Origin of the sequence: Pseudoalteromonas sp. NEC-BIFX-2020_015 (assembly GCF_012952265.1) — a bacterium.
Classification (GTDB): Bacteria; Pseudomonadota; Gammaproteobacteria; order Enterobacterales; family Alteromonadaceae; genus Pseudoalteromonas; species Pseudoalteromonas neustonica.
In genome coordinates, this window is the sequence record NZ_JABCJL010000005.1 from 43,100 (window position 1) to 65,911 (window position 22,812).

Annotated in this window: 19 protein-coding genes; 8 read left to right on the forward strand and 11 right to left on the reverse strand. The window is 41.0% G+C overall.

What is annotated here, in order from left to right:
• Positions 1–58 precede the first annotated feature (58 nt).
• The 3 genes from HH219_RS05165 to HH219_RS05175 are packed head-to-tail and all read right to left on the reverse strand — an operon-like array spanning position 59 to position 4,067.
• On the reverse strand, positions 59–2,008 hold the full coding sequence (locus HH219_RS05165) for an LTA synthase family protein (RefSeq protein ID WP_169326832.1): 1,950 nt from the start codon (positions 2,006–2,008) through the stop codon (positions 59–61).
• Complete coding sequence (locus tag HH219_RS05170) at positions 1,999–2,370, reverse strand: diacylglycerol kinase (protein ID WP_054204928.1); 372 nt, start codon at positions 2,368–2,370, stop codon at positions 1,999–2,001. Before HH219_RS05170 ends, HH219_RS05165 begins: the two co-directional genes overlap by 10 nt.
• A complete protein-coding gene (locus HH219_RS05175) occupies positions 2,367–4,067 on the reverse strand; it encodes a phosphoethanolamine--lipid A transferase (protein WP_169326833.1) in 1,701 nt (566 codons plus the stop codon). Before HH219_RS05175 ends, HH219_RS05170 begins: the two co-directional genes overlap by 4 nt.
• A gap of 607 nt (positions 4,068–4,674) precedes the next feature.
• Between HH219_RS05175 and ilvG the strand changes: the two genes are divergently transcribed.
• The 7 genes from ilvG (at position 4,675) to can (ending at position 13,145) form a co-directional block, all read left to right on the forward strand.
• The gene (gene ilvG / locus HH219_RS05180) at positions 4,675–6,324 is read left to right on the forward strand and encodes an acetolactate synthase 2 catalytic subunit (RefSeq protein WP_054204926.1); all 1,650 of its coding nucleotides are present in this window, start codon (positions 4,675–4,677) and stop codon (positions 6,322–6,324) included.
• Positions 6,321–6,563, forward strand: a complete 243-nt coding sequence (ilvM, locus tag HH219_RS05185; protein WP_054204925.1) for an acetolactate synthase 2 small subunit — start codon at positions 6,321–6,323, stop codon at positions 6,561–6,563. Before ilvG ends, ilvM begins: the two co-directional genes overlap by 4 nt.
• A gap of 112 nt (positions 6,564–6,675) precedes the next feature.
• Positions 6,676–8,532 (forward strand): dihydroxy-acid dehydratase, encoded by a 1,857-nt coding sequence (gene ilvD, locus HH219_RS05190; RefSeq protein WP_054204924.1) that lies wholly within the window; start codon positions 6,676–6,678, stop codon positions 8,530–8,532.
• Positions 8,533–8,534: 2 nt separating this feature from the next.
• Positions 8,535–10,085, forward strand: a complete 1,551-nt coding sequence (ilvA, locus tag HH219_RS05195; RefSeq protein WP_054455781.1) for a threonine ammonia-lyase, biosynthetic — start codon at positions 8,535–8,537, stop codon at positions 10,083–10,085.
• A 127-nt stretch (positions 10,086–10,212) separates the two neighbouring features.
• The gene (locus HH219_RS05200) at positions 10,213–11,262 is read left to right on the forward strand and encodes an ABC transporter substrate-binding protein (protein ID WP_082355724.1); all 1,050 of its coding nucleotides are present in this window, start codon (positions 10,213–10,215) and stop codon (positions 11,260–11,262) included.
• A 33-nt stretch (positions 11,263–11,295) separates the two neighbouring features.
• Positions 11,296–12,480, forward strand: coding sequence for a methyltransferase (locus HH219_RS05205; RefSeq protein WP_169326834.1), 1,185 nt, complete (start codon positions 11,296–11,298; stop codon positions 12,478–12,480).
• Positions 12,481–12,491: 11 nt separating this feature from the next.
• Positions 12,492–13,145 carry a carbonate dehydratase gene (gene can, locus HH219_RS05210; protein ID WP_054204921.1) on the forward strand — a complete coding sequence of 218 codons (654 nt, stop codon included), beginning with the start codon at positions 12,492–12,494 and terminating at the stop codon, positions 13,143–13,145.
• A gap of 318 nt (positions 13,146–13,463) precedes the next feature.
• On the opposite strand, the gene HH219_RS05215 is transcribed toward can, so the two are convergent.
• From HH219_RS05215 to HH219_RS05235, 5 genes are all read right to left on the reverse strand, one after another.
• On the reverse strand, positions 13,464–13,919 hold the full coding sequence (locus HH219_RS05215; RefSeq protein ID WP_169326835.1) for a carboxymuconolactone decarboxylase family protein: 456 nt from the start codon (positions 13,917–13,919) through the stop codon (positions 13,464–13,466).
• Between the two features lie 90 nt (positions 13,920–14,009).
• Entirely contained in the window at positions 14,010–14,813 is an 804-nt protein-coding gene (locus tag HH219_RS05220) for a helix-turn-helix transcriptional regulator (RefSeq protein WP_169326836.1), read from the reverse strand.
• An 8-nt stretch (positions 14,814–14,821) separates the two neighbouring features.
• Positions 14,822–15,610 (reverse strand): type I methionyl aminopeptidase, encoded by a 789-nt coding sequence (gene map, locus HH219_RS05225; protein WP_054204918.1) that lies wholly within the window; start codon positions 15,608–15,610, stop codon positions 14,822–14,824.
• Entirely contained in the window at positions 15,603–15,809 is a 207-nt protein-coding gene (locus HH219_RS05230) for a ParD-like family protein (RefSeq protein ID WP_054204917.1), read from the reverse strand. Before HH219_RS05230 ends, map begins: the two co-directional genes overlap by 8 nt.
• Positions 15,810–15,922: 113 nt before the next feature.
• Entirely contained in the window at positions 15,923–16,198 is a 276-nt protein-coding gene (locus tag HH219_RS05235; RefSeq protein WP_169326837.1) for an accessory factor UbiK family protein, read from the reverse strand.
• A 113-nt stretch (positions 16,199–16,311) separates the two neighbouring features.
• On the opposite strand from HH219_RS05235, the gene rep reads away from it, so the two are divergent.
• Positions 16,312–18,330: a DNA helicase Rep gene (gene rep, locus HH219_RS05240; protein WP_054204953.1), complete on the forward strand. Its 2,019-nt coding sequence runs from the start codon at positions 16,312–16,314 to the stop codon at positions 18,328–18,330.
• A 30-nt stretch (positions 18,331–18,360) separates the two neighbouring features.
• Here rep and HH219_RS05245 read toward each other — a convergent pair whose 3' ends face one another.
• The 3 genes from HH219_RS05245 to elbB form a co-directional block, all read right to left on the reverse strand.
• Positions 18,361–20,940 (reverse strand): diguanylate cyclase, encoded by a 2,580-nt coding sequence (locus tag HH219_RS05245; protein ID WP_169326838.1) that lies wholly within the window; start codon positions 20,938–20,940, stop codon positions 18,361–18,363.
• A 197-nt stretch (positions 20,941–21,137) separates the two neighbouring features.
• Positions 21,138–21,527 carry a cytochrome c5 family protein gene (locus tag HH219_RS05250; protein WP_054204914.1) on the reverse strand — a complete coding sequence of 130 codons (390 nt, stop codon included), beginning with the start codon at positions 21,525–21,527 and terminating at the stop codon, positions 21,138–21,140.
• Between the two features lie 553 nt (positions 21,528–22,080).
• A complete protein-coding gene (gene elbB, locus HH219_RS05255) occupies positions 22,081–22,731 on the reverse strand; it encodes an isoprenoid biosynthesis glyoxalase ElbB (protein ID WP_054455775.1) in 651 nt (216 codons plus the stop codon).
• Between the last annotated feature and the right edge of the window lie 81 nt (positions 22,732–22,812).

Here is a 22,812-nt window from a genome sequence, read left to right on the forward strand (position 1 = left end):
GCTGTTAGCTTTTTATAAAACATAATCTTTAGCTTGTAACTGTAGCAAGCTGCTTAAATTAATGATACCAACCTTTTTGGTAGGCAAGGTTGCCTAAATTAGCGTGAGCTAACGCTTGTTTGACCATTATTGGATCATTGCTAGTCGGCACCAGTTTATTTTGTGTGTAAGTGTACGTTGTAGCTGGTTTTTGTGGTTGTAATATGACGACTTTATTGCCTTGCATATAAGCAAAGTTTTTATCGTACTGCATCATTGCGCGATGTTTATCTGAGTGCATTGTTTGCGATAGATCATGACCTATCATTGGGTGTTCACCACTGGCACCAATAAGTGATAGCAGTGTCACCGGGATATCTAATTGACTTGCTAGCTGGTGGTCGCGTTTAGCGGTAATGCCATTGCCAAAAATAACTGCAGGAATACGAAAGTGATCGATAGGCACAAGGCTTGCGCCAGAAACACGCGAGTCATGATCAGCAATAACAATAAAGACGGTATCTTCCCAGTAGCGTGATTTTTTTGCCTTTTCAATAAAAGTGCCTAATGCGTAATCTGCATATTTAGCGGCATTATTGCGGGTTTGCTTTTGGTTATCGTATAAAGTGATTTTACCATCAGGGAATTCATAAGGGCTGTGATTTGAGCTTGAAAAAATTAAACTAAAAAATGGCTTATTTTGTTGCTGCAATTTATTTAATTCTATATCGGCTTGGTTAAATAGATCTTCATCTGAGGCACCCCACGAGCCATTAAAGTCAATATTAGCAAAGTCATCACTATCAATAATCTGCTTAAAACCATTACCTAAAAAGAAGCTTTGCATATTATCGAAATGACTTTCACCGCCGTAAATAAACTGAGTGTGGTAATCTCGCTTGGCAAGAAAATCAGCGATAGTGAAAAAGTCTCGTTGTGATTTATCCAATTTGACAACGGCACGTGAAGGGGTTGGCACAAAGCCGGTGATCACAGCTTCAATGCCTCTGACGGAACGAGTGCCAGTGGCGTACAAATTATCAAACCCCCAACCTTGTTGATAGAGCGCGTCAATATTTGGTGTCAGTGGTAAGCCACCTAATGTCCCCACGTAACGTGCACCTAAACTTTCTTGTAAAATGATCACCAAATTCTTTGCTTTGCCTTGGTTGCTAGCGCTATGAAAGGTTTTTGTTGGTGCTGTTGTATCGTTAAATAATGCAGATTCGTTTTGCATTGCTGCCCTGACTAAATTGAGTAACTCTGGTTCAGGTATTGTGCCGTAGTAATCTTGGCTGGATTTTTCATTGCCTAATTGTTTAATTGCAAAGGCGACGCTGTACAGTGAGTTTAATGTCAGGTCATTTAATAAATGATCAGTGGAAAATGCGACCATCGCAGGGTTAAGTGGGCGGTGCCCTAACGAGTTTCGCGCACCTAATACTGTTAAGCACAATAAGCTTACAATTAGGAGTGTATGCGTTATAGCTGAGAGTTTACTTTGACTACGCCATTGACTTGAAAAAATTTTAGTGGCTAGCTTCACGCCTAAAATCAACACGAGTAAAGTGATAAATACTTCAATTTTATAACCTGAAAAAATCATTTTTGAGACTTCTTTAGGGTAAATGAGGTACTCAATAAATAAGCGGTTTGGACGTAAGTCGTATTCGTTAATAAAGGTTGGTGTGATCACTTCAAAAAAGATTAATAAAGCGGCCATGAATACTAAATAGTATTTAATGATAACGCGAATAACATGTTCTCTGGAGAATAAAGTACTGGCAATAATAAGTAATAATGCAGGCATTAAAATATAACTTAAGGTCGCGATATCAACCCGTAAACCACCTATAAAAATAGACATCCACGCGTGGGAGCTAAAAACTCTTTCGCCTTGCCATATGCTCAGACTAAAGCGAGCGAGTGTGAGGATACAGAGCGATAAAGCAAAAAACACCAGTAATACCCAGTATGGGCCAAGACGATTTTTAAATGCTGTAAACGCGGTTTGATTAACTAAGCCCATAATAGTGCCCACCAAATTGCAGCGCAAATAAGCATGGCAATAAATACACTCGCAGAAGCGATGTCTTTGGCGAGTCCTGACAGCTCATGGTGCTCAGTCCCAATGCGATCGACTACCACTTCAACAGCGGTATTAACGAGCTCGGCAAACAACACAAATAAAAGGCTGGCAGCTAATAGTAACTTATCTGATAGCGGGATCGTTTGAAGCCATAAGTACAGTCCGAGCAGGCTAAATAGCATGAGCTCTTGGCGAAATGCGGCCTCGTGTTTACTCATCCACTTTAAGCCATTAAAAGTATGGCGTAAGGTAAATATAAGGCGCATTAGTCCGTGGCGTTTTATCACTGTTTTATTATTCATAAGATTACTTCGCTGTGATGTTTAAGTTGGGTGATTGGCTGGCAATGGGCAAGTACATCTAAGTTTTGTTGGTAAGTGAGAGTGTTAATGCCGATTAAATTCACTAAAGTGTGAAAAATATTGTCATGAGAAAGGCTTTGCGCTGGGTTTGCTTGCGCTATACATGTATTTGTAATGCCTTGATTTGTATTATCAGCCCAAATATAAAGAGGAACATGAGTTTGGCCGCTAGGGGCAAAGCTATATGGAAAACCATGCAGATACGCACCATTTTCACCTAGAGACTCACCATGATCAGAAATATATAAAAAGCTTTTTTCTATATTGTCAGGGAGTGCATTTAGTTGTGCGATGGCCAAGCTATTTACGTAATCGCTATAGGCAATGGTGTTGTCGTATGTATTCGTTAATTGTGTGCTAGAGCAGTTTTGAATATCACTGCGATCACAAGTGGGGGTAAATTGTTTAAATTGCTCAGGGTAGCGCTGAAAATACGTAGGTCCATGTGAGCCCATCATATGCAATACAATAACGGTATTAGCGTGGCTAAGGTTTGCCAATTTGCGTCGTAAAGGTGCAATTAGCGCTTCATCGTAACAATGTGCTTGTTGACAAAAAGCAGCATTATTAGGGGTCTTAATTGCTTCATTGTTGATTGTAGTAACACGGTTGCATACCTCTTTACAGCCGCTGTTATTATCAATCCACAGTACATCTGCTCCGGCACTTTGAGCTAGGTCAAGTATATTTTGTTGGTTGTCAGTGTCGCGACGAGAAAATGTGGCGTGTGGCTGAGCTGAAAACATACAAGGAACAGACACTGCGGTAGCAGTACCACACGAAGCCACATTATTAAAATAATGCACGCCCAACGGTTGCGTATATTGATTAGTATTACGAGGGTAGCCTTGGTAGCTAAAATTTTCAGCACGGGCTGTTTCGCCTACCATAATGACGGTAACGCGTGTTTGGCTTGGTTTAACTAATAGTGGATTGGTATCAAGTTGTTTAAATGGCATATCTTTGTATAGCCATTGATCACGGATATATTTATAGCTACTCGTTAAATATTGAAATGGAATGAGCTCTTTTTTCAGAATCCGATTATTACGCCCAGTTGCAGCGTAATCAGCATAAAAATTAACGACCACAAGTGCGATGAGCACTAAGCAGCCGGCAACTAGCTTGCTACGACTGAGTAGCTCTTGATGTGGGCGATTGAAGTTAATTTTCACTTTATTCAAAACAAATAGCGGTATGGCGCAAAACAACATTAAAAAGCCAATGAGCTGGGTATTTAAGTAGCTCATTGCTTCTTTGCCGTCGGTTTCAAAAGTGTTTTGAATCATTGAATAATCAAACACCACGCCGTAATTAACAGAGCCATATAGCGCGGCGCTAGAAATCACTAACAGTATGTAGGCGGCGGGCTTTAGTAGCCAGCGAGTGGAAAGCAGTGAGAAAAACAGCACCAGCAAACACATTAACAAAAGTGGTACAGACAGCAAAAATAACCATGAAAATGAATTTAAAGCAGTAATTGCCGTAAATGCACCTTCTATAAAAGGTATGTTGATCACTAAACAGTAGTAACAAGCTAGCACTATAATAAATACGTTAGCGCTACAGTGAAAATAGACATGTTTATTATTGGTCGTAACTTTAAGCGAGGGTAATCTTTTAATTAAATCTAACATAGCAATACTCTGTAAACATAACCTCGCTATATTAATTAATTAGACTTAAGAAACGCTGAGGAGAAACTACTCTTTACCTGAAGACGTTGCTGCTGGTGTGGTATTTTTTCTGGTTTTTTGAATTAGACTGATTTAGTCGCTTAAAAAGAATAATTTATTGAAACAGTCACAAAAATTAATCAAACCGTTAATTGGTTATAACGGGGTATGAAATATCAATACTTTCGAATATGGGAAAAATAAATCTACTTATTGGTTTATGTTGGATTTTTATACCTTTTAAATGATGTTAACCTCTTTTTTTTGGATTGATTTTAAGGTTGACTTGAGCTGCTCATCGCGGTACTAATATAAAAAGACAGCGGGGGAATTGATACCCTTGCCTAATTCAACAAATTTTTGGTATTTATTACATGCTTACAAACGCACTAAACCTAGTCCTAATTAACGTCGTGGTGATTATTATTACCGCGGGGGCTACTTAGTGCTTTAAGAAAGTGAAGCATTGATAAAGCCCCCCGCCTTAACAGTCGGGGGGCTTTTTAGTTTCAGGGTTTAGAACAGGTTATTGAGCTTTAAAATGTCACTGAGGAATGAGGGTTATTTAATGACAGGCGCAGAGTTAACAATCGATTTATTAGCCAAGCATGGCGTAAATGAAGTGTTTGGTTACCCAGGTGGAGCCATCATGCCAATTTACGATGCGTTGTACGGCGCGCCAGTGAAGCATTATTTGACTCGCCATGAGCAAGGGGCTGGTTTTGCTGCTGTCGGGTTTGCTCGCAGCACGGGTAAGTTAGGGGTTTGTTTTGCGACCTCCGGCCCTGGTGCTACTAACTTAATTACCGCCCTGGCTGATGCAATGATGGACTCGGTGCCGCTACTTGCTATCACAGGTCAAGTACCAACAGCCGCAATCGGTTCAGATGCATTCCAAGAGATAGACGTGCTGGGCATGTCACTGTCATGTACTAAACACAGTTACATGGTGGAACGTCCTGAAGATTTAGCTGAAATACTCCAAGAAGCAATGCATTTGGCACAAAGTGGCCGTCCAGGTCCGGTGTTAGTTGATATCCCTAAAGATATTCAAATGGCGCAAGTGCCATTCAAACCTTGGTTAGCAGCTGATGATTACCTTCCAGAACTAGATTTAAATCAAGTTGCTATAGCTAATCAGCTATTAAGCGAAGCAAAACGCCCCGTTGCCTATGTTGGCGGCGGTGTTCAAGCGGCGGGTGCGCAAAATGAGTTAATGCAATTTTTAAATAAAACGCAAATGCCAGCAGTATCAACCTTAAAAGCACTGGGTAGTGTATTGCCTGAGTACGAATATGAACTGGGCATGCTTGGGATGCATGGCGGGCAAGCGGCTAACTTTGCAGTACAAGAATGTGACGTGTTGGTATGCATAGGCGCACGCTTTGATGACCGTGTGACGGGTAATTTAGGTAAATTTGCAGCCAAAGCAAAAGTAATCCATTTAGATATCGATGCCGCTGAAGTGGGTAAGCGTAAACCCGCTAGAGCGTCATTAATTGCAGATTTAAAAACATCATTACCGCAACTTGAGTGTTTTGTGACTGAGCAAGCATGGCGTGATCACACTAAAGCAATGAGCATTGAGCATGCATGGCGTTATGACTACCCAGGCGATAAAGTATTCGCCCCGTATTTACTTAACCAACTTAGTAAGCGTATGCCAAAAACAGGTGTGGTGTGTTGCGATGTGGGTCAGCACCAAATGTGGGTGGCGCAGCATATGAAATTTAGTCATCCAAGTAACCATTTAAGCAGTGGTGGCGCGGGTACAATGGGCTTTGGTTTGCCCGCCGCCATAGGCGCGCAAGTAGCGCGTCCAGATGACTTTGTAATCACGGTATCTGGCGATGGTTCTATCATGATGAACATTCAAGAGCTTGCGACTATCCGCCGTAACAATTTACCTGTAAAAATACTCATACTTGATAACCAACGTTTGGGGATGGTTCGTCAATGGCAAGAGCTGTTTTTTGAAGGGCGCTACAGCGAAACCGATTTATCAGACAATCCGGATTTTGTGCAACTGGCTGCTGTATTTGGTATCCCAGGGCAAACAATTACCCACGCAAATCAAGTTGATGATGCTATTAGCGCGCTAATAAGCAGTAAAGGTCCTTATATTGTTCATGCCTGTATTGATGATAAAGAAAATGTATGGCCATTGGTTCCACCAGGTGCTGCAAATGATGAAATGATGACGGAGAGTGCAAAATGAAACACAGTTTAACCGTATCTTTAAAGAGTCAAAGTATCGCTGTTGAACGCTTTTTACGCGTTGTGCGTCATCGTGGCTTTGATTTAACCCATTTTCAACTCAATATGGATGATGGCCAATACCATGTCGCAATGACAGTCGACAGTGATAAACCTATTTATTTATTAACCACGCAGCTTAATAAGCTGGTGGATGTTAAAAATGTGACATTGGAAAATTTACAACAACAAGCAATGTAACTTGTTATAAAAAATCAACAGCGTTAATAGGCATGTGCTAATTAACAATAAAAATTTAAGAATGAGGAAGTCAGCGTCCTAAATGCTGGTCGCTGCAAACACTGAGGTAACTATGGCTAAATTAAGAAGTGCAACAACTACGGAAGGACGAAAGCGCGCAGGTGCTCGTGCATTATGGCGTGCAACGGGTATGACAGACTCTGATTTCGGCAAACCGATTATCGCCGTTGTAAATTCGTTCACACAATTTGTGCCGGGTCATGTTCACCTCAATCAACTCAGTGAATTGATGGCTGAAACCATCACTCAAGCGGGTGGTGTGCCAAAAGAATTTAATACCATTGCAATTGATGATGGTATTGCGATGGGCCACGGCGGCATGCTGTACTCATTGCCTTCACGCGACTTAATTGCTGACTCAGTTGAATACATGGTTAATGGTCATTGTGCTGATGCGATGATTTGTATTTCAAACTGCGACAAAATCACTCCAGGGATGATGTTGGCAGCACTGCGTTTAAACATCCCCGTCATATTTGTCTCTGGCGGGCCAATGGAAGCAGGTAAAACTAAACTTGCGAATATTGATATTAAGCTAGATTTAGTTGATGCCATGGTCAAAGGTGCGGATCCAAGTGTAAGCGATGCAGACTCAGAGCAAGTAGAGCGCTCGGCCTGTCCTACGTGTGGTTCATGTTCAGGTATGTTTACGGCTAATTCAATGAACTGTTTACTCGAAGCAATAGGTTTAGCATTGCCTGGTAATGGTACAACGCTTGCTACCCATAAAGATCGTAAACGATTGTATGTTGAAGCGGGTGCACGCATTGTTGATTTATGCCGTGAGTATTATCAAAAAGATAACCACGATGTATTGCCTCGTGCGATTGCTAACAAAACGGCTTTTATGAATTCAATGGTTGTTGATATTGCCATGGGCGGCTCGTCAAATACCGTATTGCATTTACTTGCAGCGGCGCAAGAGGCTGGGGTTGATTTTGATATGTCGCACATTGATGAATTATCTCGTAAAACGCCATTTTTATGTAAAGTTGCGCCAGCAACTCCTGAGTACCACATTGAAGATGTGCACAGAGCGGGTGGCATGATGGCGATAGTACGTGAGCTTGGCAAAGCGGGCTTAGTAGACTTATCGGTTAATCATGTTGCTGGTATGACGATGGGTGAACTGGTTAAAAAATGGGATGCGACAGATCCTAATAATGAAGTTGCACAAAAGTTTTATCGTGCAGGCCCTGCGGGTATTCGTACTACTAAAGCAATGAGCCAAGAGTGCCGTTGGGATGAAGGGGATAATGACCGTGAACATGGTTGTATACGCAGTGTTGAACATGCATTTCGTCAAGACGGCGGCTTAGCAGTATTGTCGGGTAATTTGGCCGAAAATGGCTGTATTGTTAAAAGTGCGGGTGTGGTTGATGAAATGCTGCATTTTGAAGGCACCGCCGTGGTATATGAATCTCAAGATGATTCGGTTGACGGTATATTAAATGATGAAGTAAAAGCTGGTGACATTGTAGTAATTCGCTACGAAGGACCTAAAGGTGGCCCAGGTATGCAAGAAATGCTTTACCCAACCAGTTATTTAAAATCAAAAGGCCTCGCTGAAAAGTGTGCTTTGATCACTGATGGCCGTTTCTCTGGCGGTACATCTGGTTTATCTATTGGTCATGTTTCACCTGAAGCGGCTAGTGGCGGCGCGATAGCCTATGTTGAAAATGGTGATAAAATCATTATTGATATCGCAACCCGTGAGATCACATTAGCGATTAGTGATGAAGAGCTGCAAGCACGTAAAGAAAAGCAACTTGCGCGCGGTAAGCAAGCGTATAAACCACTGGATCGTGAGCGTTATGTATCATCTGCGTTAAAAGCGTATGCGCTGCTTGCCACTAGTGCCGATAAAGGTGCGGTGCGTGACTTAGCCAAACTGGAGGAGCTTAGCTAATTATGGTTTCTCAAGAGCTCGATTATTTTCGCGCTATAATCCAAGCGAATATGGAGCCACTGGCTAAGGTCACTGATGTAAGTGACATGGCTGAGCTTAGTACTCGCCTTGGTAATCAAGTGTGGTTAAAGCGCGAAGATCAGCAACCGGTTTATTCGTTTAAATTGCGCGGCGCGTATAACAAACTAGTAAAGTTACCAAAAGGCTCGGTAGTTATTACCGCTTCTGCGGGTAATCATGCTCAAGGTGTGGCGCTCAGTGCGTCACATTTGGGCCATCAAGCGACCATTGTAATGCCGCTTACTACACCTGAAATAAAAGTTAATGCAGTGCGCGCACTTGGCGGTGAAGTGATATTACATGGTCATCACTTTGATGCTGCAAAAGCACACGCACTGGAATTAACTGAACAACGAAATGGCGTGTTTGTCCCTCCATTTGATGATCCTGATGTTATTGTTGGACAAGGCACAGTAGCGCGAGAATTAATGCAGCAACTTAATGAATTAGATGCGGTGTTTATTCCTGTTGGCGGTGGCGGATTGCTCGCTGGTATGGCCGTTTATATTAAGTCATTACGTCCTGATATTAAGGTTATTGGCGTAGAAGCCGACGAAAGTGCGTGTTTGCAAGCGGCACTGAAAGCAGGCGAGCCCGTTGAGCTTGAGCGCGTTGGTAGCTTTGCAGACGGCGTAGCAGTAAAAATTATAGGTAAAGAAACCTTTCGTCTAGCGCAAAAATTTTGTGATGAGGTGGTAACAGTAACTGGCGATGAAATATGTGCAGCGATGCAGGACATTTTCGTATCAACCAGAGCTATTGCAGAGCCTTCTGGGGCATTAGCCACGGCAGGGCTAAAAAAGTGGTGCCAACAAACGGGGTATAAAGGCCTGCATTTAGCGGCTATATTGTCTGGTGCTAATTTGAACTTTGATCGCTTACGTTATGTTGCTGAACGCACGGCGCTTGGAGAAAAAAATGAAGCGCTATTAGCCGTTACTATCAATGAAGAAAAAGGCAGCTTTAAGCAGTTTTGCGCTTCATTGGGGGGGCGTGCCATTACAGAGTTTAATTACCGTTATGCAGGCCCGGGTGAAGCGCAAATATTTGTCGGTATTGCACTGCGTCAAGGCCAGCAGGAGCTGGATGAACTCAAAGGTGATTTAGCAACTAATGGTTACCAATTTTGCGACTTATCAGATAATGAATTAGCAAAATTACATGTGCGTTATATGGTCGGCGGTAAAGCACCGGAGCAAATGCATGAGCGTTTACTGCGCTTTGAGTTCCCTGAGTATCCCGGTGCATTGGCACGCTTTTTAGATACTTTGGGCTGTAATTGGAATATTACGTTATTTCATTATCGTAACCATGGTGGCTCTATGGGGAATGTATTGGCTGGTTTTGCAATTGAACCAAGTCAGTATGAGATATTTAACGAGCACTTAAACCGTCTTGGTTACAGTGTACAAGATGAAACACACAATCCATGTTTCACTCAGTTTTTGACTAGTCAGGCTTCAGTTAATACAGCAAAAGCTGCCAATCACTAGCGCAACACGCCCTAGCACTTTGCAATAAACAGTATTTAACGCGAGATACTGTTTATTGCACATATTTTTTGGTCTTATCAAGCCTGTTATCTATAGTTATATAATTAAAGTGCCTAGCTAGGTTTGCATGTTGCCATTTAAAAGGTTGTTAACACTAAGTGTGGCTGCTTTGTTGTTCAGTACAGCAAGCTTTGCCAGTAAAAATGTTACACTGCAATTGAAGTGGCTCCATCAATTTCAGTTTGCCGGCTATTATATGGCTGCTGAAAAAGGCTTTTATAAAGATGCTGGCTTGAATGTCACTATCTTACCCGCGGATCCAGATAACCCGGATACTTTTAGTAAAGTACTGGGTGGACAAGCCCACTTTGGGGTTGGCCATTCAGGAATATTACAGCATAGAATTGATGGCAAACCGCTGGTGGCTATGGCCGCGATATTACAATTTTCACCGTATTGTTGGATGGTAAAAAGAAGCTCCGAAATTTTTCATCCTAGGGATTTTGCTAATAAACGCATTAGCAGTATTAGTCGTAAAGAAAGTGCAGAACTACTGGTAATGCTAGAGCGCAGTGGTATTAATACTTCAAAACTCCCCGTTTATTCAGGAAGTGGTGGGAGCCAAGATTGGCTTGATGGATTACTTGATGCGATGCAGGTGTATGTAACTAACGAACCATTTTTGATGCGCCAGGCGGGGGTTGAACATAGATTAATTTGCCCGCAAAAGTATGGTATTAATGTCTACAGCGATATTCTTTATACCACCGAAAATATGCTTTTATACCATCCACAAACAGTGGAAAATTTTCATCAGGCGAGCTTAAAAGGGTGGCGCTATGCGATGATGAATTTAGATGAGTCAATTGCCGTTATCCAACAACATTACGCTCCTAATAAAAGTCTTAGCGAATTAACGTATGAAGCTGAGGTCTTAAAGGATTATATTTTACCTCCTGGGACTCATCTCGGCGCTATGTCGATGGCTAAATGGCGATTGATCGCAGACTTATATAAGTTCGATCAGACTGTGTTTAATAGCGCAAAAGAAGGGTTTATCTACTCTTATGATAGACCTGAAGAAATACAAATGTCCTGGATGTTGATCGCTGCAATTATTTTAACTTTATTATCAATACCGCTTTATTTACGACTGATGCTGAGAAAAAGCGTATAATATACACATTCACATTTCACCGCTTATGATCATATGACCCTTGCTGAGCAGTTTACAGCCCTCGATAACCTATTAATAACACACCGTAATTTTTGGCAGTGTACAGCTTTTGATTTTGACGAATTACCATGGCCTGAGTTAGTCCCAGTTTTTGATTTATTAAGCGATGAACAGGTTGCTGAACTGGATACTGATCAGAATGCGCTCTACCAACTTTTTAGCCCCTATATACCCGGTTTGGATACTCTTACTTCTTTGTGTGAGTTAACGGCTGCAAACATCGATCGTGATGAATATCCTTTTTGGCTAAGTAATGGTATTAAAGGGCGTAAATTTACACAATTACAAGACTTTGTCAGTGCACTTGAGCGACCACAGCCTGCGTTACCTATTTTAGAATGGTGTGCGGGGAAAGGGCATTTAGGTCGAATGCTTGCATTTAACAAAGCCTCTAATGTGCACAGTATAGAACTCCAGCAATCATTATGTGAGCAAGGTGAAAAAAGTGCACAACAACAAGGGCTGGCTATGCGATTTACTCAGGCCGATGTGTTAAAAGACAACGTTGCTAAGCATTTTTATCCAGCTCTGCATGCCGTTGCTTTGCATGCCTGCGGCGGATTGCATCAAACGTTTATGTATCAGGCCTGCCTTGCAAAAACGCAGCAGATCAGCTTTTCACCGTGTTGCTATCACTTATTTACAGAGGATACTTATCAAGGCATGAGCGTTGAGGCTAAAAAAAGTGAGCTGCGCCCATGCCATCGTGATTTGAAATTAGCGCTACAGGAAATGGTTACGGCACCATCGCGGGTGGCTAAAGTACGTGAGACAGAAGTTGAATGGCGGTTAGGGTTTGATGCACTGCGTAAATCTCTCACAGGCTCACAATGCTATGTTAGTGTGCCTTCAGTACATAAAGCTATTTTCTCCGGTTCATTTAAAGCATTTTGTGCATGGGCGGCGGATAAAAAATCGTTAGAGTTACCTCAAGACATTGATTACGAGTCATTTTTACTAAAGGGGAAAATGCGCAAAAAGGTGACTGATCGCATTGAACTGGTTCGACATGTATTTAGAAGAGCAATTGAGGTTTGGCTTGTGCTCGATCGTGCTTTATATTTGCAGCAACAGGGTTATCAAGTGAGCGTGACAACATTTTGCGAAAAGCAATTAACCCCACGTAATATCTTGATCCAAGCAAGTTTACCGTCATAAAAAGAGATGCAATGAGAAATTTAAAAAATTTATTTGAGAATAATAAACGCTGGGCCGAGCGTACTTGCAAAGACGATCCTGAGTTTTTTAAAATTCTATCAATGCAGCAAAACCCAGAATACTTATGGATAGGTTGCTCTGATTCACGTGTCCCTGCCAACGAGATTGTGGACTTAATGCCGGGTGAGTTATTTGTGCATCGTAATGTGGCAAATGTAGTAGTACATACAGATCATAATTGTTTATCTGTTATGCAGTACGCTGTTGAAGTACTCAAAGTAAAACATATTATGGTTGTTGGTCATTATGGCTGTGGTGGCGTACAAGCGGTGCTTAATGATGCAAAATTTGGCCTTATTGATAATTGGTTGCGTCATGTTGGTGATGTTAAAGAAAAATTCCTTAGCCAAATAAATAACATGCCCGAGCAAGAGCGTTTAAACTGTTTGATCGAGCTAAATGTTATTGAGCAAGTGCGTAATGTGTGCCGTACTAATATTGTGCAAGAAGCATGGTCTCGCGGGCAAGAGTTAACGATTCATGGTTGGGTGTATGGTTTAGCTAATGGTCATTTGCATGATTTAGGATCAGTTGTAACATGTGCGGATGAAGTAAATAGCCAATACCAAAATGCCTCAGTCGAAGTGTTTAAGCGTACATTATAGTTATACCCAAGCCACCTCAAGATGCAGAATTCAGCGTTTCACAGGGGCTTAATATCAAGGCGTTACTTAGCAAGAATGGCAATCCCTTTTAAGAAGTAACAACGATGAGAGTAAGTACCTGTGAAACGCCCAACGGGTTGGTTTAAAAGCGATTTATACTACGTTATTGATTTTAACAATAGATCCACTATTACTTGCAATCAATGCCTTGCCTAAATCGCTTTAAATTCCAACTGAAACTCGCATCTTGAGGTGGCTTGGGTATTACCCAAATATAGTTTTAGTATGTTTGGGTATAACTATCGTTTGATGTGCATTTTAAATATCAGGTTTAAACTCTAGGCTAACTGCTATTCTATTCCAGCTATTGATCTCCAAAATAACAGTTGTTAGTTCTAGCATGCCTTGTTCGCCAAAGGCGTTGATTATGCTTTGGTAGATTTCGTCGGTGATAGTTGCCTGACTAATGGTGGTTAACGCTTCACTCCATGCTAATGCGGTTTTTTCTGCATCAGTAAAGGCATCGACTTCTTGCCATTCACTTAAAATATCTAACCGAGCTTGAGTTTCATGGTTTTTTCTGGCTTCATTAATGTGCATATTTAGACAAAACGCACAGTGATTAATTTGCGAAACCCGTATTTTAACTAAGTGGATGATGGTTTGATTGAGCGCATTATTTAGTGAAAAATCAACGTTACCAAGTTCGATAAGGTGCTTGGGAATACGTGGGAGCAGTGTATATAGTGTTTTTTGGGATAGACGATTAGCCATGTTTTTCCTCAATGGTGAGTTGTTATTGAGGTTATACATTAAGTAATTATGTGTTTGCTGCCTTGTAGTTTTGCGACATTGTGAGGTGGTTTAGGTGGGTATGCTTAATATTTTACGTTTGCGATATTGCTGTGGTGTTTCAAAGGTAAAATTGAGAAACGAATGACTAAAGTGAGCGTGATCATAATAACCACACTGTAATGCAATATCGGTTACTGAGGTATGACTGCTACTTAGTAATGCCCGCGCAGTTTTGAGCCGATAAAATTGCTGCAATTGGCCGGGACTCACGCCCGCTTCTTTTTTTAAGCGCCGCTCTAACGTTCGCCGTGTTAATCCTAACTCCTTACTTATATCGGTGGCAGAGTTCTTATGCTGGATCAGCTTTTGTATCACCTGCAGCGTGCTGTTTTTAGCAAGTTTATTGCTAATAGCTTGGTTGAGCAGCCATTGTTCGAGTAGGTATAATTGGCTGGTAAGTGGGCTGTTGTGCATTTTTTCAACGCATGCTATTAAACTGCTATACCAACGAGGGGTAAAGTCATAGCCTAGCAAGTAACTCTCTTCAGCTAAGTCATGCAATGCTATTCCGAGTAGGTGGTAAGCGCCTGTAGGAGCAAAGCGAATACTCAATAGACTATCGTGATTAGAAAAGGTTTTTGCAAGAGTATGGCGATTGAACGTGAAACTAACGATTGGCGTATCATGGCTAAAATCAATGGTTAAGCTTGCGCCTGCATCTGGGTAGAGTTTTTCGTCAAACAATTGCGCTGTTTGCGCGCCCGAAGAGCCAATTTTCCAGTAACACTGCACCCAATCAGCTAAGCGTTGATCGGGCGAGAATTTTTCAAAGCTCAGGTGAGACAGTTGATTATTTACCAATAAAGTGGGCATTGTTTAGTTTAGTCTACACAATCGTTGGTGAGCTCTTCTTCTCGCAAGGTTAGTACTTCATAGCCATCAGCAGTGACAACAATAGTATGTTCCCATTGTGCAGAGAGTTTCTTGTCTCGGGTGATCACAGTCCAGCCATCTGGTTTGGTTTTTACCTTTGCGGCACCTTGATTGATCATTGGCTCAATAGTGAAGGTCATCCCTTCTTTTAGTTCAACCCCGGTGTTGCGTTTTCCGTAATGCAAAACTTGCGGTTCTTCATGCATTTGCTCACCAATGCCATGGCCGCAGTATTCACGAACAACACTGTAACCATTAGTGTGGGCAAAGTTAGCAATGGCGTTGCCAATATCGCCTAACCTTATTCCAGGCTTAACAAGTTTGATCCCTTGCCACATTGCCTCATAGGTTTTCTCAACTAAGCGTTGCGCTAGCGGTGAGACTTCACCAAGCATATACATTTTACTGGAATCAGCGATATACCCATTTTTTTCAAGAGTAATATCTAGATTAACAATATCACCCGACTTTAATGCTCGTTTAGCGTCAGGAAAACCATGGCATACAACTTCATTTACAGAACTATTTAATACATAAGGGTAATCGTATTGACCTTTACTGGCAGGGCGAGCGGCGAGTTCGTCAACAATATAGCGCTCGACTAAATCGTTTATTTCCATCGTTGTGATGCCGATTTTTACCTGCTCGTCTAAATAAGCAAAGACCCGAGCGAGCAAACGACCAGACTCTCGCATCAGTGCAATTTGTGCGGGCGTTTTAATAATTATCTCACTCATGTAAATTTTCTCCCACTGTTACATTGGCATGTGCGAGTTGTTGTTTGATAATTTCGGCGTAGGTCATGGTTGGATTAAGCTCGGCCAACATGCCAATTTTTATCCAGTATTCAGATTGAGAGTTAATTGAACGCACCATAGTGGTACTAGCTTTACGAATTTCTTCGTGGAGTTGATCGCTGATTTTTACAATGCCCATGCGCTTGCCAATATATAAAACGTATACACATCGTATATAGGCAAGGATGTAAATGCAAGAGCTAAAACAAATCAGGCAGCCGAAGCTGCCTGAAAAAATAATTTTGGGCGTTATTATACTTGCGAGTCATTGTTGTCATTGCTGCTAGTGAGTTGCTGCTCTAATAAGGCAACTTTGGCTTCAAGCTCGGTTAGCTTTTCACGGGTGCGAATAAGTACTTGGCTTTGCACATCAAATTCTTCGCGGCTGACAAAGTCCATCTCAGCAAGCTTATTTTGAATAGCTTGTTTGGTTTTTGCTTCAAACGTATCGGCAAGGTTTTTAACACCTTGTGGCATGTTGTTAGAAATTTGCTTGGCAATTTCTTCAAGTTTTGCTGGGTTGATCATGTCTGTCCCTTACTCTCGCGTAAATGATAATGACCAATATTACCTTATTGGCTAGGCGTATTGTAGTGATTACGTTAAAATTGCCTGTCTTTAATGCAATCTCTTTGGTCGATATGAAACTCAATCCTAAACAAGATGAAGCGGTAAAATATATTAGTGGTCCATGCCTAGTGCTGGCAGGGGCTGGCTCAGGGAAAACCCGTGTAATTACTAATAAAATCGCTTACTTAGTACAAAAATGTGAGTATCAAGCACGTAATATTGCAGCGGTAACCTTTACCAATAAAGCGGCAAAAGAGATGCGTGAGCGCGTTTTTCAAACCTTAGGTAAAAAAGAGTCTAAAGGCTTGTGGGTTTCTACGTTTCATACCCTAGGGCTTGAAATCATTAAAAAAGAGCTAACAACACTGGGATTTAAACCAGGTTTTTCACTGTTTGATGATCAAGATACCAGCCAGCTGATTGCTGATTTAACCGAAGAAGAGCTCAAAAAAGACAAAGATTTACTCAACTTATTAAAAATGCAAATAGGTAGCTGGAAGAACGAATTAATTCTACCAGAGCAAGCCATTCGCGAAGCGCGAGATCCACAAAAAGCGTTATTTGCACAGTTGTATGCGCGTTATCAAATTCAGCTACGTGCTTACAACGCGCTGGATTTTGATGATTTGATTATGATCCCAACGTTGCTGCTTACCAATAATGCAACGTCGCGTGAGCGCTGGCAGCAACGGTTCCGTTACCTGTTAGTGGATGAATATCAAGATACTAACACCAGCCAATATCAATTAGTTAAGCTGTTAGTTGGTGAGCGTGCGCGTTTTACAGTGGTAGGTGATGATGATCAATCTATTTATTCATGGCGTGGCGCTCGGCCACAAAACTTAGTACTCCTTAGCAAGGATTACCCAGGTTTAAGGTTAATCAAGTTAGAGCAAAATTATCGTAGTGTGAAGCGCGTTTTAAAAGCGGCTAATATTCTGATTGCCAATAATCCTCATGAATTTGAGAAAAAGCTGTTTAGTGATTTAGAAAATGGTGAGCCGTTAAAAGTAATTGGTTGTCGTGATGAAGAGCACGAATCAGAGCGCGTTGTTGCAGAAATTATCTCGCATAAATTTATGAAGCGCACCAGTTACAAAGATTACGCTATTTTATACCGTGGTAATCATCAGGCGCGTGGTTTTGAAAAATCACTCATGAGTAACCGCATACCGTATAAAATTAGTGGCGGTATGTCGTTTTTCTCACGTTCAGAAATTAAAGATATTATGGCGTACCTACGCTTATTGGTTAATCAAGATGACGATAACGCATTTTTACGTATCGTAAATACCCCGCGACGTGAAATTGGTACAGTGACGCTTGAAAAACTGGGCACTTTGGCCAATGAAAAGCATGCGAGCTTATTTGCTACTTGTTTTGATAATGACTTGGGTTACCGTTTAAAGGGACGAGGTTTGAACTCGCTGGCAGGATTTGCTCGTTGGGTTGTTGAGCTTTCAGATAATGCAGTACGTGGCGATACGTTAGAAGCAGTAAAAGATTTAGTGAGACAAATAAATTACGAAGCCTATTTGTACGAGTCATCTCCAAGTGCAAAAGCGGCTGAAATGCGTATGAAAAACGTCTCTGAATTATATCGTTGGATCACCGATATGTTAACCGGCGATGCTGATAATCAACCTTTAACGCTTGCTGAAGTTGTGAGTAAGTTAACTTTACGCGATATGCTAGAGCGTAATGAGGAAGAAGACGAAGCCGATGCCGTGCAGTTATCAACGTTACATGCATCAAAGGGTTTAGAGTATCCTTACGTGTTTATGGTCGGTATGGAAGAAGGGTTACTGCCGCACCAAGTAAGTATTGACGAGGATAATGTAGATGAAGAGCGCCGTTTGGCGTACGTAGGTATTACCCGTGCTCAACAGGAGTTGACCATGACCTATGCAAAAATTCGTCGTCAATTTGGCGAAACATCACAAACCGAGTTGAGTCGATTTATACAAGAACTACCGCAAGATGATTTAGAGTTTGAGAATCGAAAGGCACCAAATACCCAAGCTCAGCGGATGGAAAAAGGCCAAGCTCGTGTTGCAAATTTAAGAGCGATGCTTAAAAAACCAGAGTAGTGGTTTGGGTATATTTATCCAAAACTGGGGCTAATTAAGTATCTGTTCGTTATTGAGAGGATCATTTTTTATAAGGGGAATGTTTATCGCATGTTGTTTCCCAACAAAAAGTGATAATCCATGGGTATCGAGTAGGGCTCTAAAATTAAGAATTGAAGGGCCCTTTGCAATGACTTTTATTTGTTTTATTTTCGTAATTGCTAACACGCCTTGCAGCTGTAAATCGTAGCTTTCTTGCTGCAAAACACGTTTGCTAAAAGTAGAGCTAAGCAATAAATAATCAAACTGTAACTCGGTCAATAAATTTAGCTCGCAACGGTCTTTGGCAAAGTCATTTAAGCCAATTGAATATCCTTGTTCGCTTAAAGTTTTTAGGTTACTTACTTGTACCGCCGATGCATAACGAATTTCTTGTTCGTTAAATAACAGGCAAATATGGTTTTTAATATTCAAGTTTTTAAGTGATTGGCATAAGGCCCTAAATTCCGTTTTTTCTAGTAGTAGTCCTGAGCAGGGAAATAAAATCATCGCTAATTGTGCCGATTTAGCTTGCTCGCATGCATTACGCAGTAGTTGTAACTCAACCTCTAATTGTTGCGCTTTATCAGCTGCAAATTTCTTGAGTATGTCAAAACTGGTACTGCCAAGTACAGGATGCTCTCCAAATGCTTCAAGTAATGTTTCTGACTGATATTGTTCACTAAGGGTAACAATTTCAGAGCTGCGAAAATTCATCGGGAGTGAGTCTAAATGGTGGCTTGATTCAAACACATGATGACTTGAACCTGCATTAACACTCAGCAGAGGATGATAAAATTCAAAACGGCTACGACCTGCATTTTTTGCGTAATACATCGCGGCATCGGCATCTCTAATAATTTCATCGGTATGTTTATAATTCTTTTTTGAATATGTAATGCCTATACTTGCACCACTTTGTACGCAAATTCCTTTCATACAAAATGGTTTTTTCATTATTTTAATCAATCTTTTAGCAATGTCTTCGGCTTGCTGGCGACAGGTTAAATGCGTTAATAAGATAACAAATTCATCGCCTCCTAATCGCGCTAATAAATCGTGTTCGCGTATACATTGGGAGAATGACTCACCAACGCCGATTAAAAATTGATCTCCAGCCTGATGGCCGAGTTGATCATTTATGTCTTTAAATTTATCCAAATCAATAAACAGTACTGCAAACTCTTGCTCAGGGTAGCGCTGATAATGCTGTAATGTTTTTTCTAACTGGGTTAAAAACAAACTACGATTTGGTAGTCCTGTAAGAGGATCATGATGAGCGTCATGGTACAATTGTTGTTCTATTTTTTTACGCTCTTCGATTTGCATATGCAAATGCATATTTGTTTGGCTGATTTCTTTTGTTTTTTCTGCAACGCGAAGTTCAAGATCTTGATGGCTTTCTTTTAATGCTTGGTTAGCTAAATGAGCCTGTAATACGGTCGCTATTTGATGTGAAACAAATGTAATTAGTTCAAAGTCATCTTGGCTAAAGTTATGTTTGTTACTATAGGCTTGGCAAACAATAAGACCAATAACACCTTGTGCTGTTTTCAGTGGAGCGCCGAGCCAGCTTGTTGCAGTCTGTGATTCAGGTACTTGGGTTGGTCGTTCAATTATACCAGAATCAATGAGAATGTTTGCTCGCTTATCATCAATTAACTGCGTTTGTTCAGTGCTGATCACTAATTCGCTGTAACCCTTAGCAAAGGGACGAGGTTGGGTATTGTGATTAAACTCATCAATGCAATAGGGGAAGCTTAGCCAACCAGACTCTCGGTCATGCAAGGCTATATATAAGTTATCAGCATAAGTAATTGATTTTATTATTTCATGTACTTGTTGGTACACTTCTTCTATGTGTTTACTCTGTGTTGCAAGCTCTGAGATTTTAAACAAAATATGCTGGCGTTCTAGGGTTTTTTTATGCTGCTCTACTTCTAAGTTAAGTGCTTCGTTACTTTGAGTGAGTGCGCGCGTTCTAATTTTTACTTCTGACTCGAGTAGTTCTCGTTTTTTAACCCGCTCGATTGCTGTTGATAGGTATAGCGACATTACTTCAAGTAGCTCTATCTGTTGTTCGCTATAGCTTTGTTGCTTATCGTAACTCTGCGCAACTAATACACCAATTATGCTTTGCTCTCGGTAGACGGGCACACCAACCCAATGTTCCGCAGGCGTACCAAGCACGCGGAATAAACCTTTATCAGCAGCAGCCTGCATTTCATCACCTTGATAGTAGGTGGTTTTTCCGCATTTAAATACATAACCGGTAACCCCATAGCTAAAATTATGGTCTTGATGAAGAGGCACCGAAATACCATCTTTTTCATCTGCAAAATAAGACAGCTCAAGTGTATTGGTAAATTGATTTAGTAGAACAACATAAAAGCTTTTACTTGGTACGTAATCTTGCAAAATGTTATGTATGGCGGGGTAGAGCAGGCTTAATTCGGCAACAGTACTGGCTTGCTCTGATAATTGTATCAGGGCATTTTGCAAGTGATGTGATTGCTTGTACTTCTGTACTAGTGCATTTAAACGTGCATTCTTGTGCTCTAGTTTTTGTAGTAAAGCTGCTTTATCTTCCACTAACGTTGGACCGATTGTTATTATTGTATATTTATTATTCTTATATTTTCATTTTTTAGCTTAATCGTCAAGTGGATAATAGTATTAGAAAGGGATAATGAAAAATAATGATATAAGACTTTGTTTTTATACTTCGGCAATAAAAAAGGCTGATAAAAATCAGCCTTTCATAATTTAGTCTAAGTAATTAAGTATTACTATTTAGTCATGAACGTAATAGCTGCTTGAATCTCATCATCAGAGCAGTCCATACACGTGCCTCTAGGAGGCATTGCATTAAAGCCATTAATAGCATGTTCTAAAAGTGTGTCAGCACCTTTAGCTAAGCGAGGCGTCCAATCGTCAGCAGATTTAGGTGCACCTAATGCACCTGTACCGTGACATGCAAAACATGATGCTTGGTAAACTTGCTCGCCAGTACGAGGGCCTGTAGGCACATCAGCAACTGCTGCTTTAGCGCCTTCAAAGTAAACGGCACCAATAGGTGCGATACGTTTTTTGATTGCATCTTCAGTCATAGAGTTATCATATGGCTGTGCGTATGCGGTAGTTGTTAGCAATAATAATGCAGCTGATAGTTTTTTCATTTTGCCTTGCTCACTTCGATTTGAACGTGATCAATCACGATAGATGACGGAATTTAGAACGATTATAACGCTTAGCCACCATTTATAAAACGCTACGATGGATTTTTATTATGAAAAAACAATATTTTTTGCGTTAGCGCAAGAAATGACACAATGGAACTTGTCGGTTTAAGGGGCTTGGCTGGTATTTTAGGCACGTTAGGCATGATGAAGTTTATAGTGGAATAACTTAACCACGCTAAACGTCTAACTGGCTAAGTTATTCTAATTATTATACCCAAACCACCTCAAGATGCGAGCGTCGTTGGAATTTAAAGCGATTTAGGCAAGGTATTGGTTGCAAGTAATAGTCGTTCTATTGTTAAAATCAATCTTTTATAAAAGTAACGCAGTATAAATCTCTTTAAAAACAACCAACCGGGTGTTTTAAAGGTACTTACTCTCATCGTTGTTACTTCTTAAAAGGGACTGCCATTGTTGCAAAATAACGCCTTGATATTAAGCCCCTGTGAAACGCTGAATTCTGTATCTTGAGGTGGCTCGGGTATGGTTGCTAGCTCATGCGTAATACTGCGCCAACTAGCTTTTCAATTCCAGCATCTGCTTCTAAAATCGATTGCGCTAACATGTAAGCAGGGGTGCTCACGAGTTTGTACTGTTCATCAATTACGATGTCACTTACTGCGCAATCAACGTGCTGAGCACCTAATTTTTGCATGGCGTGTGCTGTATTAGCATCATTACCAATTGTTGCTTTTACGCCAGTATTATAAATCAATGGGATCATTGCTGGGGCGATGCACATATAGCCTGCTGGCTTATTAGCATTAGCAAAGGCTTGGCAAGCACGTAACATCTGAGGATTCACCTGTGCATCAGATCCTTTTATAGCAAAATCACATAGGTTTTTTGCTGCACCAAAACCACCAGGAATAATTAAGCCATCAAAGTCATTTGCAGTGAGCTCTGTGAGAGCTTTTATATCACCGCGAGCAATACGTGCGGCTTCCACTAACACATTACGGTTAGGTTGCATTTCTTCACCATTGAGGTGATTAATGGTGTGCAATTGATCAATATCAGGAGCAAAACATTGATAACTAGCGCCTGCTTTAGCTATATGTAATAAAGTTAATACAGCTTCGTTGATTTCTGCGCCGTCATAAACACCACAACCAGCTAAAATTACAGCTATCTTTTTCATGCCTTTACTCTCCTTTAGTTTTAGTCGTATCAGTTTAGCATGGTCAACTAACTTGAGCTTTGGAATCGAGCGGGCTCGATA

Bases quoted from the DNA above. Each gene is read 5' to 3' on its own strand.
- HH219_RS05165 (WP_169326832.1), bottom strand. From the start codon at position 2,008: ATGGGCTTAGTTAATCAAACCGCGTTTACAGCATTTAAAAATCGTCTT.
- HH219_RS05170 (WP_054204928.1), bottom strand. From the start codon at position 2,370: ATGAATAATAAAACAGTGATAAAACGCCACGGACTAATGCGCCTTATA.
- HH219_RS05175 (WP_169326833.1), bottom strand. From the start codon at position 4,067: ATGTTAGATTTAATTAAAAGATTACCCTCGCTTAAAGTTACGACCAAT.
- ilvG (WP_054204926.1), top strand. From the start codon at position 4,675: ATGACAGGCGCAGAGTTAACAATCGATTTATTAGCCAAGCATGGCGTA.
- ilvM (WP_054204925.1), top strand. From the start codon at position 6,321: ATGAAACACAGTTTAACCGTATCTTTAAAGAGTCAAAGTATCGCTGTT.
- ilvD (WP_054204924.1), top strand. From the start codon at position 6,676: ATGGCTAAATTAAGAAGTGCAACAACTACGGAAGGACGAAAGCGCGCA.
- ilvA (WP_054455781.1), top strand. From the start codon at position 8,535: ATGGTTTCTCAAGAGCTCGATTATTTTCGCGCTATAATCCAAGCGAAT.
- HH219_RS05200 (WP_082355724.1), top strand. From the start codon at position 10,213: ATGTTGCCATTTAAAAGGTTGTTAACACTAAGTGTGGCTGCTTTGTTG.
- HH219_RS05205 (WP_169326834.1), top strand. From the start codon at position 11,296: ATGACCCTTGCTGAGCAGTTTACAGCCCTCGATAACCTATTAATAACA.
- can (WP_054204921.1), top strand. From the start codon at position 12,492: ATGAGAAATTTAAAAAATTTATTTGAGAATAATAAACGCTGGGCCGAG.
- HH219_RS05215 (WP_169326835.1), bottom strand. From the start codon at position 13,919: ATGGCTAATCGTCTATCCCAAAAAACACTATATACACTGCTCCCACGT.
- HH219_RS05220 (WP_169326836.1), bottom strand. From the start codon at position 14,813: ATGCCCACTTTATTGGTAAATAATCAACTGTCTCACCTGAGCTTTGAA.
- map (WP_054204918.1), bottom strand. From the start codon at position 15,610: ATGAGTGAGATAATTATTAAAACGCCCGCACAAATTGCACTGATGCGA.
- HH219_RS05230 (WP_054204917.1), bottom strand. From the start codon at position 15,809: ATGGGCATTGTAAAAATCAGCGATCAACTCCACGAAGAAATTCGTAAA.
- HH219_RS05235 (WP_169326837.1), bottom strand. From the start codon at position 16,198: ATGATCAACCCAGCAAAACTTGAAGAAATTGCCAAGCAAATTTCTAAC.
- rep (WP_054204953.1), top strand. From the start codon at position 16,312: ATGAAACTCAATCCTAAACAAGATGAAGCGGTAAAATATATTAGTGGT.
- HH219_RS05250 (WP_054204914.1), bottom strand. From the start codon at position 21,527: ATGAAAAAACTATCAGCTGCATTATTATTGCTAACAACTACCGCATAC.
- elbB (WP_054455775.1), bottom strand. From the start codon at position 22,731: ATGAAAAAGATAGCTGTAATTTTAGCTGGTTGTGGTGTTTATGACGGC.